The sequence below is a fragment of the Pantoea sp. Tr-811 genome, assembly GCF_011752535.1.
In the GTDB taxonomy this organism is placed as follows: domain Bacteria; phylum Pseudomonadota; class Gammaproteobacteria; order Pseudomonadales; family Pseudomonadaceae; genus Aquipseudomonas.
The window spans coordinates 147555-162875 of sequence record NZ_VWXJ01000012.1 but is presented as its reverse complement, the minus strand read 5'-3'; the positions used below and the strand labels follow the sequence as shown (position 1 = coordinate 162875).

Annotated in this window: 10 protein-coding genes; 5 read left to right on the top strand and 5 right to left on the bottom strand. The window is 66.3% G+C overall.

The window, feature by feature from the left end; genetic code table 11:
• The first annotated feature begins 3 nt into the window (after positions 1–3).
• From F3J44_RS19005 to F3J44_RS18995, 3 genes are all read left to right on the top strand, one after another.
• Positions 4–4554: an NEL-type E3 ubiquitin ligase domain-containing protein gene (locus F3J44_RS19005; RefSeq protein ID WP_167275025.1), complete on the top strand. Its 4551-nt coding sequence runs from the start codon at positions 4–6 to the stop codon at positions 4552–4554.
• An 80-nt stretch (positions 4555–4634) separates the two neighbouring features.
• The gene (locus F3J44_RS19000; protein ID WP_167275022.1) at positions 4635–9164 is read left to right on the top strand and encodes an NEL-type E3 ubiquitin ligase domain-containing protein; all 4530 of its coding nucleotides are present in this window, start codon (positions 4635–4637) and stop codon (positions 9162–9164) included.
• Positions 9165–9372: 208 nt separating this feature from the next.
• Complete coding sequence (locus tag F3J44_RS18995) at positions 9373–9924, top strand: DUF4174 domain-containing protein (protein ID WP_167056170.1); 552 nt, start codon at positions 9373–9375, stop codon at positions 9922–9924.
• Here F3J44_RS18995 and F3J44_RS18990 read toward each other — a convergent pair whose 3' ends face one another.
• From F3J44_RS18990 to F3J44_RS18980, 3 genes are all read right to left on the bottom strand, one after another.
• Positions 9925–10413, bottom strand: coding sequence for a DoxX family protein (locus tag F3J44_RS18990; protein WP_167275019.1), 489 nt, complete (start codon positions 10411–10413; stop codon positions 9925–9927).
• A gap of 149 nt (positions 10414–10562) precedes the next feature.
• Complete coding sequence (locus tag F3J44_RS18985) at positions 10563–11849, bottom strand: HAMP domain-containing sensor histidine kinase (RefSeq protein ID WP_167275016.1); 1287 nt, start codon at positions 11847–11849, stop codon at positions 10563–10565.
• On the bottom strand, positions 11846–12586 hold the full coding sequence (locus F3J44_RS18980) for a response regulator (RefSeq protein ID WP_167056161.1): 741 nt from the start codon (positions 12584–12586) through the stop codon (positions 11846–11848). The genes F3J44_RS18985 and F3J44_RS18980 overlap by 4 nt, the downstream gene beginning before the upstream one ends.
• Before the next feature lie 218 nt (positions 12587–12804).
• Between F3J44_RS18980 and F3J44_RS18975 the strand changes: the two genes are divergently transcribed.
• Both F3J44_RS18975 and F3J44_RS18970 read left to right on the top strand, forming a co-directional pair.
• Positions 12805–13083: a DUF2790 domain-containing protein gene (locus tag F3J44_RS18975; protein ID WP_167056157.1), complete on the top strand. Its 279-nt coding sequence runs from the start codon at positions 12805–12807 to the stop codon at positions 13081–13083.
• Positions 13073–13612 (top strand): thioredoxin family protein, encoded by a 540-nt coding sequence (locus F3J44_RS18970; RefSeq protein WP_167056153.1) that lies wholly within the window; start codon positions 13073–13075, stop codon positions 13610–13612. Before F3J44_RS18975 ends, F3J44_RS18970 begins: the two co-directional genes overlap by 11 nt.
• Before the next feature lie 275 nt (positions 13613–13887).
• On the opposite strand, the gene F3J44_RS18965 is transcribed toward F3J44_RS18970, so the two are convergent.
• Positions 13888–14736, bottom strand: a complete 849-nt coding sequence (locus F3J44_RS18965) for a shikimate dehydrogenase (RefSeq protein WP_167056150.1) — start codon at positions 14734–14736, stop codon at positions 13888–13890.
• The gene (aroQ, locus tag F3J44_RS18960; RefSeq protein WP_167056148.1) at positions 14733–15182 is read right to left on the bottom strand and encodes a type II 3-dehydroquinate dehydratase; all 450 of its coding nucleotides are present in this window, start codon (positions 15180–15182) and stop codon (positions 14733–14735) included. The genes F3J44_RS18965 and aroQ overlap by 4 nt, the downstream gene beginning before the upstream one ends.
• Between the last annotated feature and the right edge of the window lie 139 nt (positions 15183–15321).

Sequence of the window (15321 nt, the reverse complement as noted above, 5' to 3'; positions counted from 1 at the left end):
CGCATGCGCACCTTCCTCCCCGTAGCACTGCAACCCACCGACCTACCCACCCTTGAACAAGCCTTTCAGGACCAACTAATCGAAAACCGCCTGCCCGCCTGGTTGCGCGCGGCCAACCCTGGGCAGCTCTCAGCCTTGGTCGATGCGCTGAAGCTGAGCCAGTATTTTCGCGAAAGGGTCAACGCGCAACTGGCAGGCATTCAGGGGCTCGACCGGTTTTCAAGGGCCAGGCTGGACCAGGCCCTGACCGAGCAACAAGGTGAGCCGTTCGACAGCCAGCACTGGGCGTTGCTGGCCGGGCAGCGCCAGCCGCTGATCAACAGCCAGCCGGTGGGGGCACACCTGACGGAAGTGGTCTACCGGCAAGTCCCGCTGCTGGAAGCGGCACTGCGCAATTTCACCGAAGCTGAAACCCTGGATGGCGGCCAACCCAAGGGCAACCGCCTGATGAACGCGCGGGTGCCACTGGCCAAACCGCTGACGGCCGCGCATTTCGCTACCCTGTGCCGCACGCTGGACCTGGGCGCTGCCTACCAACGCCACCTGGACGATCATCTTCGGCCCGCCGAAGGCCCGCCGGACGACAGCGCCAACCCCGCCTCGTTGATGGCCCGCGCCTATCGCTACAGCATGTTGGCCGATGCTCATGTGGCCGGGCTCAAGGGCGTGCTGAACGATAGCGAACTGCAGATGATCTCGCGCCTGTGCCAGCTGCATCAGCCACTGCAGCTGGGTAACCGCCCCGTGATCGCCAGGCGGCTGAAGCTGCTCGGCGTGGAACTGCAGCAGGTCGTCGTGCTGGATGTGCAGAAGCAGGGCGTGCTGCGCACCACCAGCGCGGGGGTGCTGGTGTACATCCCAGGCGATGCCCAGGGCGCCTGGCATGCCTACCCGGACCTGCGCCACTTTGCCAATGCGTTGGGCAAGCGGCTGCGTACCCCAAGTTACCAGCGCTTTTTCAGCCGCTTCATCCGGCGGCGCGATAGCCAGGCCTTCTTCGCCGCCGTGCAGGGCGGTTATGCCGGCGTTTCGGACCTTGCCAACATCGCCCTCGACGAGCATATGAGTGACTACGCACAGCCCTTGTTCACCCGGCTGGCCGAGGCCCGCATCGAACAGATCAAGGATGACGCGGCCATGCTTGCCGTGCCAACCGCCAGCGTGGACCGTGAGGTGCAGCGGCTGCACGACCAGCGCCTGGCTGCCGAGGGCTGGGGGCTGCTCAACGTCGCCGGGTTCTTCGTGCCGCTGTTGGGCGTAGCGTTGTTGACGGTGTCGGCGGTCGAGCTGCTGGGGGAGGTGTATCACGGGGCGAAAGCGTGGCGCGAAGGAGACAGCAGCGAAGCGCTGGAGCACCTGCTCAACGTTGCCAGCGACCTGGCCCTGATGGCCGTCACGGCCGCCGGGGTAACGCTGGCGCGCGGGCGCTGGACGCGGTCGCCGTGGGTCGACAGCCTGGTGCCGGCCTATTTGGAAGACGGCACCGTGCGGCTGTCCAGTACGCAGCTCCTGGAAGGCTATCGGCAGGCGCCTTCGGCCACCGCGCAGTTGGACGGGGAGGGCATGCTGCGTGATGGCGACCGCGCCTGGGTAGCCATGGACGGTGAGCATTACCCGGTCACCCAGCGCGTCCGCGATGGCCGGTGGCAGTTGCGTGCCCACCAGGGCCATGCACCGCAGCTGTGCCACAACGGCGCCGGTGCCTGGCGCCTGTGGTACGAACAGCCGGCCACCTGGCCGAACACACAGGGCTTGTTCTACCGCCTGGGTATGGCCTTTGCACAACTGCAACCCGAGCGCGTCGGCCAGGTGCTGCTAACGCTGGGGCTGGATGCGGATCACCTGCGTGCACTGCATGTGAACTTGCGCGCACCCGGCGCCGAACTGAGCGACAGCGTCGCCCGCGCCCTGCTCGATCAGCGCATCGACCAGGTGATCGCGGCGCTGGACGACGACCTGCCGGTAACCGACACGTTGCTGCAGCACTGGGCTCAGCCGCTGCAGGGCACCGCAGGGTTGCCCCCGCGTTCGCTGGCCGAATACATCCGGGTGCAGCGCCCGCAGCTGTTCCAATTGAGCTATGACGCGCTGCAATTGCCCGATACGCCAGCCGCGGCCACCTTGCGCCGGCAGTTTCCAAGCCTGCACGGCCCGGGCGCCGCCGAACTGCTGGCCTCGGCCAGCGCTGCCGACCGCCGCCTGCTGGAAACCGGCAGAGTGCCATTGCGCCTGGGCGAAGCAGCGCGCCGGATGGTGCGGCGCATACGGGTGGCGCGGGCAGTGGAGGGCATCGTCGTGCAGGCCCCGCAGCAGGCCGACCTGGCGCGCCTGGTGCTGGCCCTGGGCAACCAGCAACCCGGCTGGGCCGAGGGCCGCCGCTGGCGCTTGCTGGAAGGGTCGTTGCAGGGGCTGGTGCTGGCCAGCCATGGTGGGGCAGAAAGTGCCGAGGCGTTCGACCTGGTGCACCTGGGTGGCAGGTTCCAGTTGCATGACCGTCAAGGCAGTACCTTGGGTGAACCCGGCGAGTTGTTCGAGGTGCTGGCCCAGGCGCTGGATGAAACCCGCCGCGAACGCCTGGGCATTGCCCGTGCCATAGGCCCTGGGTTACGCCAATGGCTGCAGCAGTGCGTGGCGCAGCGCCGCGGCGAGGTGGAGCAATTGCTTGCCCTGCACACGCCGACCACCGGCTGGTGGCAGGCGCCACAGCGCCTGGGTGATGGCCGTATTGGTTATCCGCTCAGCGGCCGCGGTGCCCGGCGCGGCCGGCCGGCAGGGCTGTTTGCCGTGGTGCGCATGCTCTACCCAGGCTTCAATGATGCCCAGGTCATGGCGTGGGTGAATGATGTGCACGACTCGGGGTGCTCGGTGGAGAGTACCGTTGCCCGCCTGTCGCGGGAACTCGAAGCCCTCGACACGCAATTGCACGGCTGGGTCCGGCGCAGCAGCAACGACGCGCAACGCGCCGAGCGGCGCTATTTTCGCCAAACCCTGACCAACTGCTGGCAACGCCGCGCGAGCAGCGGCGCGCTGCATCCCGACCTGCCCGATGGGTATCGCCTGAGCGTATGGGCGGTAGACCTGGGCAGCCTGCCCAGCTTGCCGGCCCAGGTCAGCTTCGCCCATGTGCGCGAACTGTCGCTGCTGGACATGAACCTGACCGGCCTGCCGGCCGACTTCCTTAGCGCTTTCCCCAACCTGGAAACCCTGGAGCTTTACAACAATCACCTGACCCGCCTGCCCCCTGGGCTGATGCAGATGCCGCGACTGACGCGCCTGGACCTGTACCGCAACGCCGTGGTGCTCGATGCCGAGCAGGCCACGATGCTGGGGAACTGCGAGCACCTGGAATACATCAACCTCTCGCACAACCCCTTGGGGCGAGTGTTCCCCCTGTACCGCCTGGACCGGCTACGCCGCCTGCACCTGCGCGGCACTGGCATCGACAGCTTTCCTGCCGGCTTGCTGGACCGCCTGGAACTGCTGGTGGCCGACCTGCGTGACAACCAGATCAGCCAGCTGCCTCGGCATTTCTACCGCTCGCCGATCTGGATCAGCAGCTCGGTGATGCTGGAAAACAACCCCTTGGCCCCGCAGGAAGCCGAGCGGCTGCAGATATTCATGCAGGCCAATGCCATCCCCGAGTTGGCTACGGTCCCTGACGAGGGCTTCAGCGCGTCGCGGTCGCTGTGGCTGGATGCCGCCGCCAACTCAGAGCGTGGCCAACAGTCGGCCAGCTGGGATGAGGTGGACGCCATGCGCGGCAGCGGTGATTTCTTCAACATGCTGCAGTTGTTGCAGGCGTCGGCGGAATTCCAGCAGCGCCCACAAGCCTTGGGCAACCGGGTGTTCGCCATGATGGACGCGATGGTCCAGCACCCGAGCCTTGCCGAGGAATTGCTCAGCCAGGCAACCGAAACCCTGCACTGCCAGGACGGTGCGGCCTTGTGCTTCAGCAACCTGGAGCTGCACATGCTGGTGTGGCGCGCTCGGGTCGATGCCCAGCGCGGTGACAGCCAGGCGGCCTTGCTGCGCCTGGGGCGCCAGTTGTGGCGCCTGGACCGTCTCGACCAGGTGGTGGTGGCGGATATCCAGGCACGCCGGGCAGGCGGGGGCGACCCCGACCAGGTTGAAGTCGGGCTTGCCTACCGGCTCGCCCTGCGCGATGAGTTCGATTTGCCGGCGCAACCTGGCGACATGCTGTTCGCGACGGTCGCAGGTGTAGACGAGCGGCGCATCGCTCAGGCGCGGCGCAGTCTACTTGCCGACGAAACGGCGCAAACCCTGGCCGATTCGCTGGTCACCCGCACGTTCTGGCAAGAGCATTTGCTGGCCGCCAACCGCGAACGATTCGACGCGCTCGACGGGCCGTTTCACGAACGCCTCGAAGCCTTGACCCATGAGGTGGAGGACAGCCATGAAGCCGACTATGCCCAGCGCATGAACAACATTCGCGACGAGCGCGAGCAGGCCAGGCGCAACCTGATGGGCGAACTGACATTGCCCCTGGTGCGTGAAGCGGCTGGACAGTCGTCAGGGCCAGGCACGCTGGTGTAGCCGGGGTGTTAGCTATCTACTGAACCGCCGCAGGCCACGCCCCTTAGGGTGTCGGGCTCCCACCCCCGGAGTACCCACCGATGCCCACCCGAACCCATGAGCAGGAAAGCGTGCTCGCCATCGAGCGCGCCTTCCAGGACCGCTTCATCGCCGAACGCCTGCCGCCGTGGCTCAGCGCGGCTGATGCCTCGCACAGGGGCATGCTTGAGCAGGGCCTGCGCCAGTCGTTGCATTATCGCCAGCAGGTGGCGGCCCTGCTGGGGCACATCGAAGACCTGCACGGCTTCGCCGCCACGCGGCTGCAAGCCGCACTCGACCAGCGCTTCAGGCCACCGTTGGCAACCCATGCCTTGCGCTTCAGCCAGGGCCGGCCCACGCGGCCGTTGCCCAGCCTTGGCCCCAACCGCACCCCGGTGATGGGCAATGTCTACCGCTTGGTACCGCTGGTGGACGCGGCCTTGCTGAACTTCACCCTGGCTGAAACCACCCTGGGTGGCCAACCGCCGGGCAATGGCGTGGTGGACGAGCAGGGCCGTGTCGTGAAGTCGCCAGCCGCCTTGCAGTTCGCCGCCCTGTGCCGTGAGCTGGACCTGGGCCAGCGTTATCAGCAGCACCTGGATGCCGTGCTGCAGCCGGCCAGCGGGCAGGGGCTGAGGGAGCCGCTGCAGGGTCTGCTGCGCAACGCCATGCTCGTCGATGCCTGCAAGGCCAGATTCGAAGGTGTGCTGAGCGAAGCCGAGCTGCAACTGGTGGCCGGCCTGTGCCAGCAGCGTACCCTGGGCAGGCTGGAGGGCGCCAAGGTGGTGGCCCGGCAACTCAAGGCCCTGGGCTGTACCTTGCAGCAGATTGTGGTGCTCGATGTGCAGGACGAAACCTTCAGCCCCTTGTTCAACCGTTCCCGCCGCGTGCTGGTGTATATCCCCGGCGACCCGCTGGGGGCCTGGAGCGCGTTCGACAACCTGGCGGCATTTGCCCGCCACGTGCTGGACAAACGCCTGCGCGTCAGCAGCTACCAAGCATTCTTCCGCCGCTTCGTGAAGCGGCGTGACAGCCCAGCGTTCTTTACCCAGGTGCTTGCCCATTACAGCGACCTGCCGGCCTGGGCCACCCGCGAGCTGGACGAGGCCATGCAGGACTACCCGGGCGAGCTGTTTGCCAGCCTGGCCCAAGGGCGTATCGAACAGATCAAGGATGACGCTGCGATGATCGCGGCGCCAGTTGCTGCCATCGACCGTGCCGAGCAGCAGGCGCAGGCGCGGTTTCTGGCGCAAATCGGCTGGGCTTCGGTCGCCGGTGCGAGCTTTTTCCTCCCCGGGCTTGGCCTGGCGCTGCTGGCGGTCACGGCCTGGGAAATGCTCGTGCAGGTGTTTCAAGGTGTCGAGGCCTGGCGCGACGGCGACACACGCGAGGCCGCCGAGCACCTGCTGAATGTGGCTGCAGATGCCGCGCTGCTGGCGACCCTGGCCGGTGGCGGGGCTGTTGCACGTGCGGCGTGGGCACGCAGCCCGCTCGTTGATGCACTGGTGCCGGCGCGTTTGCAGGACGGCAGCCATAAACTCTGGAACCAGGACCTGCGCCCTTACCAAGGCAACCTGCCCGCCGCTGCATCTGCCGAGGGCAATGGCACTCGCCGCCTGGGCGAGCAACGCTGGGTGGAAATGGACGGGCACGGCTACCCGGTAGAGCCAGCGCTGGAGCCTGGCCATTGGCAATTGCGTGCACGTGACGGCCATGCGCCGCGGCTGTTGGGCGACGGCGCCGGGGCCTGGCGAGTGTGGAGCGCGCAACCCCTTGAGTGGGACGACAGCCGTCAGCTGCTGCGTGGTTTGGGGGCCTCGTTCGCGCAGCTGGACGATACCCGCATCGACCAGGTGCTCACGGCCCATGCCATGGGCAGCGAACAATTGCGTGCCCTGCTGGTGCTGGGCCAGGCGCCCGAGGCCGAGCTGGTCGACAGCGTGCAACGGGCGCGGCTGGACCTACGCATTGCTGCACTGATCGAGGGCTTGCACAGGGACGAGGCGGTTGCCGACAGCACAGTGCTGCAACATGCCCGGCGTCTACCCTCGGCAGCAGGCCTGGAAGGCCCGGCATTGGCCCGGCAGCTGGAGCAACAGCGCCCAGCACTGCTGCACGCCTGCTACGAGGCCAGCCAGGACAGCGACAGTGCCGATGTGGCGTTGCTGCGGCGGCTGTTCCCCAGCTTGAACCGAACCTCGGCGCAGCGGTTGCTGCGCGAGGCGCCCGCCGCAGACCTTGAGCAGTTGCGCGCCACGGGCAGGGTCAGCCTGCGCCTTGGCCAGGCCGCACGGTTGAGCACCCAGCGCACGCGGGTGGCCCGGGTGTACGAGGCGCTGCAGTTCGATGCACCGCAAGGCCTCGACCTGGCCAGGGTGGTACTGGGTTTGCTCAAGCACCTGCCGGGCGGCGTTCAGAGGGTGGGCTGGCGCCTGTTCGATCGCTATCGCAGCGAAGCGGCACTGTTCAGCACTGCAGCGGGTAGCCGCACACTCGACCTGGTGCACAGCAGTGGCCTGTTTCTGGTCACCGATGCCGACGGGGCCGTGATCGTGGAGCGCCAGGGTTTGTTCCAGGCGCTGGCCCAGGCCCACGGCGCTGCAGCCTTGCGGGCCATGGGCGTGACCGAGCCGTTCGCCGCGAGCCTGCGCAGCAGGTTGCTGGCGCTGGCCACCGAGCATCGCCAGGCGCTGGAGCAGAGCCTGGGCCTGCGTGAAGCCTGGTTCATCCCGCCCCAGCGCTTGAGCGACGGCCGGGTCGGTTACCCGTTGAGCGGGCGCGGCACGCGCGGCGGATTGGGCATGCGGCCCCGGGCGCTGTTGAGCTGGGTACGGCTGATCTACCCCGACTTCACCGATGAGCAGGTCGATGCCTGGATCACCCAGGTTGCGGCGTCCGGCCGGGACGTGCGCACGGAGCTCGACCGCCTGGACCGCGAGTACACCGACCTCAGGAAAACCCTGCGTGCCTGGCTGGCCGAAGCAGACGACGAACTGCTCAGGCGCGACCGCGAGCACATGGTCGATCATTTGACCGAAGCCTGGCGCCGGGTGGGCGCGGTGGGACCGGAGGGGGCCCGGCCGATCACCAACCTGCGCCTGACGGTGTACGGCATCCGGCCGAAGGCGTTACCGCCGTTCCCTGCCAATGTCAGCTTTGCCCACATCAGCGAGCTGGCCATGCCGGACATGCGCCTGGACAGTGTGCCGTCGTCCTTCCTACGTGCCTTTCCCAACCTGATCTGGCTGGACCTCACCGGCAGCCGCCTGGTGCGCCTGCCCGAGGGGCTGCTGCAGATGCAGCAATTACGCGGGCTGGTACTGGCCAACAATCGCCTGGCGCTCAATGCCGAGCAGAGCGCAGGCCTGGCCAACTGCTGGAACCTGGAGCACATCAACCTGTCGCACAACCCCTTGGGCCGCAGCTTCTCGGTGGCGCAGATGCGCGCTTTGCGGGTGCTCGACCTGAACAGCACCGGCATCAGCCGCCTGCCGGTCGGCCTGCTGGAGCGGCGCCAGTTGGTGCTGGCAGACCTGCGCAACAACGCCATCGGCGAAATTCCCGATGCCTTTTTCACTAGCCCCGCCACCCTGCGCCGGGCCCTGCGCCTGGAGGTGCGCACCTTGAACGCGCAGCTGCAGTTGCGGGTCAGCCGCTCGCTTGCCGCCGCAGCCCGGGAGGTGGAGGGCCGGCTGCCCTTGCGCGAACGTGAGGAGCAACTGCTCGAAGAGGTCGAGCCGCGTGAGCGGTGGGCAGGGGAGGTGTTGGTGACCCAGCGCGGGTTGCTGGTGTCGTCCTGGGACAAGGTGCGCAGCTACCCCGGTACCGAGCCGTTGTTCCGGGTGTTGCGCCAGCTGCTGCGCAGTGCGGATTTCGTGCGCCACCCCGCGAACCTCGCGCAGCGGGTGTACAAGGTACTGGACGAGATGGCGGTCAACCCAGCGCTGTGCCAGGCCTTGGTGGAGGTGGCCAACGATGAGTGGGGTTGCCGCGACGGCGCAACCTGGTGCTTTGCCAACCTGGAGGTGGAGCTGCTGGTATGGCACGCCAGCCAGGGCGCCACGGTGTACACGCGGGCGCAGCTGTTGCGCCTGGCCAGGCAGCTGTGGCGGCTGGATGAGGTAGACCGCATTGCCGTGCAGGACATCCTCAGCCGTGGTGGTGACCCTGACCAGAGCGAGGTGGGCCTGGCCTACCGGGTGGGTTTGCGCGAGCGCCTGGTGTTGCCGATCGAAATCGCTGGCATGAGCTACCCGGGCGTTGCCGGGGTCAGCGAGGCGATGCTCGACCAGGCGTACCGCCGGGTACTGGCCGCAGAGAGCCCGGCGCAGCTGGCGGCCTCGGCGGTGGACCGCACGTTCTGGCAAGCCTACCTGCAGCGTACCTACCCCGAGCGCTTCCTGGCCACGGACGAGCCGTTCCAGCAGCGCCTGCAAGCGTTGGGGAATACCTCTTCTGCCGAGCATGAGGTGCTGGCCAGTACCATTCATGTGGACCAACAGGTGGCCCGGCACGAATTGATGCTCGAGCTGACCCGTGAAGCGCTGGGGCACATGGTGCCGCTTTTGCCGCCACGCGGCGGCGCTTCCTGAATGGGGCAGGGCCGACTCTGACACGGCAACTTTGAACTATGCTCTGCGTAAATGAAGACGCAGGTTACGCAGCAGGGCGCGGGGGGCGCGGTAATGGCAAGTTACCTTCTATTACGAGCATCCCAGGCCTTGCTGGATTAGGCTCGCGTGTCGGATCTTTCTCAATGATCTGCAGTCTTTGTTATATCGAGAGGATAAGGAGATACGCATGCTCGTCCGGTCATTGACCCTCGCCATCTTGCTCGCAGCCACAGGAACGTCGTACGCGGCAGACAGTGATGCGCCACTGGCCAAGGAGCTGGGCAAGGCCAGGCCCTTGGTGGTGATCGCCCCCAGCAGCGCCGACCCGACCTTGCGTGGGCTTAACGATGCGTTGAAGGACCCGGCCACCCAGGCGGGGTTCAAGGAGCGCAGCCTGATACTGTTCAGCGTGGCCAACATGATGGGCAAGCGCGAGGACAAGAACCTCGAACAACAGACCACCATGGCCTTGATCCGTGAGCTGAAGCTCGGTGCCAGCAAGGGCACCAAGGTGATCCTGGTGGGCAAGGACGGTGAACGTCACGTGCTCAAGGACGACGAGACGGGCGAGAAGATCGACCCGCAGGCGATTTTCAAGGCTGTGGATGAGCTGCCGGCCACCGAGAAAGCGGTCACCGCCCCGGAACCGGTGGCCGCAGCGCCAGAGCCCAAGCCCAAGGACAGCAAGCCGGGCAAACCGGCCAAGCCTGCCGCCCCGCCCAAGCCCCTGGACGACTGATCAGCGTGGCAGGCGGGCCACCAGCCAGTGGTCCAGGCTCAGGCGCCCGGCGCCCTTGAGCAGCAAGGGCACCAGTGCCACCAGGTAAATCAGCGGCAACTTGAAGTTGCCGTAGCCCTGGTTGGTGATGGCATAGCCCTGGGCCAGTTCCGCCAGGCTCGACCAGTGCGCGGGCCAGTGCACGGCGGCAATCGCCACCACGGTTACCACCATCAACCCTGCCGCCGCCAGCCGGGTGCCCAGCCCCAGCAGCAGTAGCAGGGGCAACAGCAATTCCGCCCACATCGACAGCTGCCAGTTCAGTTCCGCGGACAGCACGTCGAAGGGAAACGGGAAATTCGCCTGGATGTCGGCGAACCAGTTGCTGCCATTGAATTTTTCCCACCCGGATTCGAAGAACTCCCAGGCTAGGAACAGCCGCAGGGGCAGGTCGGCACTCCAGTTGCCCAGGCGCTCGACGTGGTTGAAGGTGCGGGTCAGTGTGGTCATGTTGGGATCTCCTATCGGCAACGGCGCGAATGGGGGCGTGCGCTGGCACGCCCGGTGGTCATCGTGTGGCCAGGAGTGTGGCGGGGCGGGGTATCTGCAGTGTGTCGGGGTGGCCTGGGTTGTGTATCGTTTTGTAGGTGCAGCCCGGTTCAGGGCAGTTCGACCTGGGCGCACAGCCCGCCGCCGGTGCGGTTGCTCAGGGTCAGCTGGCCGCCCATGGCCTGGGTCAGTTGCTGGGCAATGGCCAATCCGAGCCCGGTGCCACCGGTGCTGCGGTTGCGCGAGCTTTCCACGCGGTAGAACGGTTTGAGCACCTGTTCCAACTCGTCGGCTGGAATGCCCGGGCCGTCGTCGAGCACGCGGATCAGGGTTTTGCCGTGGGCGCGGCTGACCTCAAGCTGGGCCTTGCCAGCGAACTTCAGGGCATTGTCCACCAGGTTGACCAATACCCGGCGCAGGGCGTGCGGGCGGGTTTCCAGGAGGCTGCCGGTGTCGCCGTTGCGCTCGACCTGGGCGCCGCTGTCCTGGTAGTCGAACACCAGGCTGTCGAGGAAGGCGTCAAGGTGTACCCGGCAGGGCGGTTCGGTGTTGATGTCCATGCTGCGGGCATAGGCTACGCCTTCGCGCACCAGGTGCTCCATGGCGTCCAGGTCGTGCCACAGCTTTTCCTTCTCGGTGCCCTCGTCCATCACCTCGACCCTCAGCTTCATGCGGGTGATCGGGGTTTGCAGGTCGTGGGAAATGGCCGCCAGCAGTTGCATGCGCTCCTTCAGGTAGGCGGCGATCCGTGACTGCAGGGCGTTGAAAGCCACCGCCGCGTACTGCACCTCGCGCGGGCCGCTCTCATCCAGCAGCACGCCGGGCTTGTCTGGGTCCAGGTTGTCCACCGCCTGCACCAGGCGGGTCAGCGGGCCAATGGCCAGGCGCACGGCCAGCCAGGTGCAGAACAGCAGCACGCCCAGTTGGATCAGCAGCACCAGTGGCAGCCAGCTTGCCACCGGTACCGCCGCTGGGGTGACATCGATGGTCAGCGGCGCGCCGTCAGTCAGCTGCAGGTGAACCTGAAAGTGCGGCACAGGCCCGGGGATGTCCTGGAAACGCAGGTGATAGCTGCCGCCGATGGCCTTGACGATCGACTCGGCGGCCATGGGCGGGTCGTCGCTGGCCATCGAGGTGCCCGCCTGGCCCTGGTCCAGGCGGTAGCGGTAGGTGTGGCGTTCCAGGCGCGGCAGCCAGCTGGCGCGCTCGGCAGCGGGCAGGCGTTCGAAGATCGCCACCGAGGTGGCAACGTCCTGTTCCAGGTGGCTGAGCATCATCGAGCGGCTGCTGACGTAGCGCTCGTAGGCTTGCAGGCTGAACGACAGGCCATAGGCCAGGATCAGCCCGGTGATGAAGATCAGCGCCAGGCGCGAGGCCAGGGTGCGTGGGCCTTTCATGACGGCGACTCAAGCAGTTGCACGGCCAGCGAGAACACATAGCCTTCGCTGCGCACGGTCTTGATGCAGCTGGGTTCGCGCGCGTCATCGCCCAGGCGCTGGCGCAGGCGGCTGACCAGCAGGTCGATGGAGCGGTCGAAGATGTCGGCCTCGCGACCCTGGGTCAGGTTCAGCAGCTGTTCGCGGCTGAGCACCCGCTGTGGGTGGTCGAGAAATACCCGCAGCAGGCGGTATTCGGCGCCGCTCAGGGCAACCAGGGTGCCTTCGCTGTCGAGCAGGTGGCGGGCGGTGGTGTCCAGGCGCCACTGGCCGAAAGCCAGCAGGCGGCTGCTTTCACTGATGGTCAGGTTGGGCGGCAGCATGCGCGTGCGGCGCAGCACGGCGTTGATGCGTGCCAGCAATTCTCGGGCGGAGAAGGGCTTGGTCAGGTAGTCGTCGGCGCCCATCTCCAGGCCGATGATGCGGTCGGTTTCGTCGTTGCGCGCGGTGAGCATCAGCACCGGTGTGTTGCGGTGCTTGCCGGCGCGCAATTCCCGGCACAGCAGCAGGCCGTCGTCACCGGGCATCATGATGTCGAGCACGATCAGGTCGACGCTGTTGGCTTCGAGGAAGGCGCGCATCTGCCGGCCGTCGCCGACGATGCTGGTGCGCAGGCCGTTCTTCTTCAGGTAATTGCCGACCAGCTCGCGGATTTCGCGGTCGTCGTCGACGATCAGGATGTGATCGACATGTTCCATCGGGCAGGGTCCTGTGCAAGGGAAGTGGGCGCAGTGTACCGAGGGTGCACGTACTTGCCTGCGGGGTTTTGTATTGCAGTGTATCTGGCGCTGGCGTTGATACAGCACGACTTATATCGGCCCCCTGGCGACACATGGGGGATACCTCCTGGGCGTGAAATGGCTCTCGACCGGGGAGCAAGGCTTCCCACACCCGAACGTTGCCCAGGAGAACGACCATGAACTTCAAGACCCTCGCCAGCGCCAGCCTGTTCGCCGTGCTCAGCCTCGGTGCCGTGGCCGCCAATGCCACCAGTGCCGCACCCGCCAGCAACGCAGGCGTGATGCAGTACCACTACGGCGATCACCTGGATGTGAAGCGTGTGCTGTCGGTGAAAGACGACCAGCCCGATGCCTGTGGCGTGGTCAATACGCGCATGGATTACCTCGATTCCAGGGGCCAACACGAAAGCGTCGACTACCTGACCTACTCTTCGGCAGGTTGCCATGACCATTGATCGACGGCTGTTGATCAAAGCAGGGGGCGTGGCCCTGGCGCTGGTTGGCCTGGGCCTGGCCGGTGGGCAACTGATGGCCCGGGACAATTACGGCGCCATGGCGCCGCTGTCCGGTGCCACCGAATGGATCAACTCGCCACCGCTGGACGCACCGGCGCTCAAGGGCAAGGTGGTGCTGGTGGATTTCTGGACCTGGGACTGCATCAACTGCCAGCGCAGCCTGCCACACGTCAATGACTGGGCGCGGCGCTATGCCGACCAGGGCTTGGTGGTGGTGGGGGTACACACGCCGGAGTACGATTACGAGCATGATGTGGGCCAGCTCAAGCGCAAGGTGGCCACGCTGGGGATTGGCTACCCGGTGGCGGTGGACAACGATTACCAGGTGTGGAATGCCTGGGGCAATCAGTTCTGGCCGGCGCATTACTTCGTCGACCGCCAGGGGCAGGTGCGGCATGTGCACTTTGGCGAAGGGGACTATGCCGGGCAGGAGAAAGTCATACAGGCGTTGTTGGATGAGAAGGGGTAAGCCGGTGCGGCCCTCTTCGCGGGTAAACCCGATCCCTGTAGGAGATCACTCCGCCCTGCGGGCTGCGCTGTCGCGCAGGGAACATTGCCAGCAACCGCGCCGCTATCCTTTGTAGGAGCGGGCTTGCCCCGCGAACACCGGCGCAGCCGGTGCCATACACCGCGTCGCCTGCTTCGCGGGACAAGCCCGCTCCTACAGAAATACCAGTTGAATCAGATAGTTACGATTTGTTCCAGAGGAGCGGGCTTGCCCCGCGAAGCAGGCGCTGCGGTCACTCAGGAAAAACTGGCAAAATGCGCCTGCATCCGTTCGGCATCGGCCTGCTTGCCGCTGAACAGCTCGAACGCCTTCACCGCCTGGAACACCGCCATGTTGCTGCCATCCAGCGTGCGGCAGCCCAACGCCCGGGCCGCGCGCAGCAGCTCGGTTTCCAGCGGGAAATAGATGATTTCAGCCACCCACAACCGCGCATGCAGCAGCGCGACCGGCAGCGGTGTGCCCGGCAGCTTGGCCATGCCTACCGGCGTGGTGTTGACCAGGCCATCGGCCTCGGCCACCGCCGTTGCCAGGTCCGTGCCCAGCACCGCGCGGCCTGGGCCGAAATGCCCGTTGAGGTTGTCGACCAGCGCCTGGGCGCGTGCGGTGTCCACCTCGAACAGCAGCAGTTGCTCAACCCCTTCGCTCAGCAGCGCGTGGGCCACCGCCGAACCGGCACCGCCAGCGCCCATTTGCACCACCCGGCGCCGCGACACATCCGGCAAGCCGCGGCGCAGGCCTTCGGCGAAGCCCAGGCAGTCGGTGTTGTGGCCGACCCGCTTGCCATCCTTGAGCACCACGGTATTCACCGCGCCGATGCCGCGGGCTTCCTCCGACAGCTCATCGAGCAGCGGCAGAATCGCCTGCTTGAACGGGTAGGTGATGTTCAGCCCGGTGAAGCCGGTGTGTTGCGCCGCATCGAGCAGTTGCGCCAGGGCACTGTCGTCGAGTTGCAACTGGTCGGCATCGATCAGGCGGTAGAGGTAACGCAGGGCCTGGGCATCCCCCTCATGCTCGTGCAGGGCAGGGGTGCGCGACAACTGGATGCCGCGGCCGATCAGGCCAGCAAGGATGGCAGGCTGGCTCATGCGCGTGGCTCCTGGAACATCTCGGCAAAGTGGCTCAGGGCCATGCGATAGCCGTGGCTGCCCAGGCCGCAGATCACCCCGACGGCGATGGACGAGACGAACGACAGGTGGCGGAACGGTTCGCGCTTGTGCACGTTGGACAGGTGCACCTCGATCACTGGCAGTTCGGCGGCTACCAAGGCATCGCGGATCGCCACCGAGGTGTGGGTCCAGGCGCCGGGGTTGATCAGGATACCGGCACAGCGGCCGCGGGCGGCGTGGATCCAGTCTATCAGTTCGCCTTCGTGGTTGGTCTGGCGGAACTCGATTTCCAGGCCGTGGGCATGGGCAGTGTCAGCGCACCCCTGGGCCAGGTCGGCAAGCGTTTCGCGGCCGTACTGGGTAGGTTCACGGGTGCCCAGCATGTTCAGGTTGGGGCCGTTGAGCACGAGGATAAGAGGCTTCATGGGAGGCATCGCTTGTTGTTGTTGGATGCGCTTATGTTTGTACCGGGTGGTTAATTAGGTCAATTAGCCGTTGTGTCGCAGGGGCGAAAGTGGGCGATTATCGGACGGCTATGCACATCGCCATCACGCGTGACCGCTG

Coding starts and splice junctions, on each gene's coding strand:
- F3J44_RS19005 (WP_167275025.1), top strand. CDS start 4: ATGCGCACCTTCCTCCCCGTAGCACTGCAACCCACCGACCTACCCACC.
- F3J44_RS19000 (WP_167275022.1), top strand. CDS start 4,635: ATGCCCACCCGAACCCATGAGCAGGAAAGCGTGCTCGCCATCGAGCGC.
- F3J44_RS18995 (WP_167056170.1), top strand. CDS start 9,373: ATGCTCGTCCGGTCATTGACCCTCGCCATCTTGCTCGCAGCCACAGGA.
- F3J44_RS18990 (WP_167275019.1), bottom strand. CDS start 10,413: ATGACCACACTGACCCGCACCTTCAACCACGTCGAGCGCCTGGGCAAC.
- F3J44_RS18985 (WP_167275016.1), bottom strand. CDS start 11,849: ATGAAAGGCCCACGCACCCTGGCCTCGCGCCTGGCGCTGATCTTCATC.
- F3J44_RS18980 (WP_167056161.1), bottom strand. CDS start 12,586: ATGGAACATGTCGATCACATCCTGATCGTCGACGACGACCGCGAAATC.
- F3J44_RS18975 (WP_167056157.1), top strand. CDS start 12,805: ATGAACTTCAAGACCCTCGCCAGCGCCAGCCTGTTCGCCGTGCTCAGC.
- F3J44_RS18970 (WP_167056153.1), top strand. CDS start 13,073: ATGACCATTGATCGACGGCTGTTGATCAAAGCAGGGGGCGTGGCCCTG.
- F3J44_RS18965 (WP_167056150.1), bottom strand. CDS start 14,736: ATGAGCCAGCCTGCCATCCTTGCTGGCCTGATCGGCCGCGGCATCCAG.
- aroQ (WP_167056148.1), bottom strand. CDS start 15,182: ATGAAGCCTCTTATCCTCGTGCTCAACGGCCCCAACCTGAACATGCTG.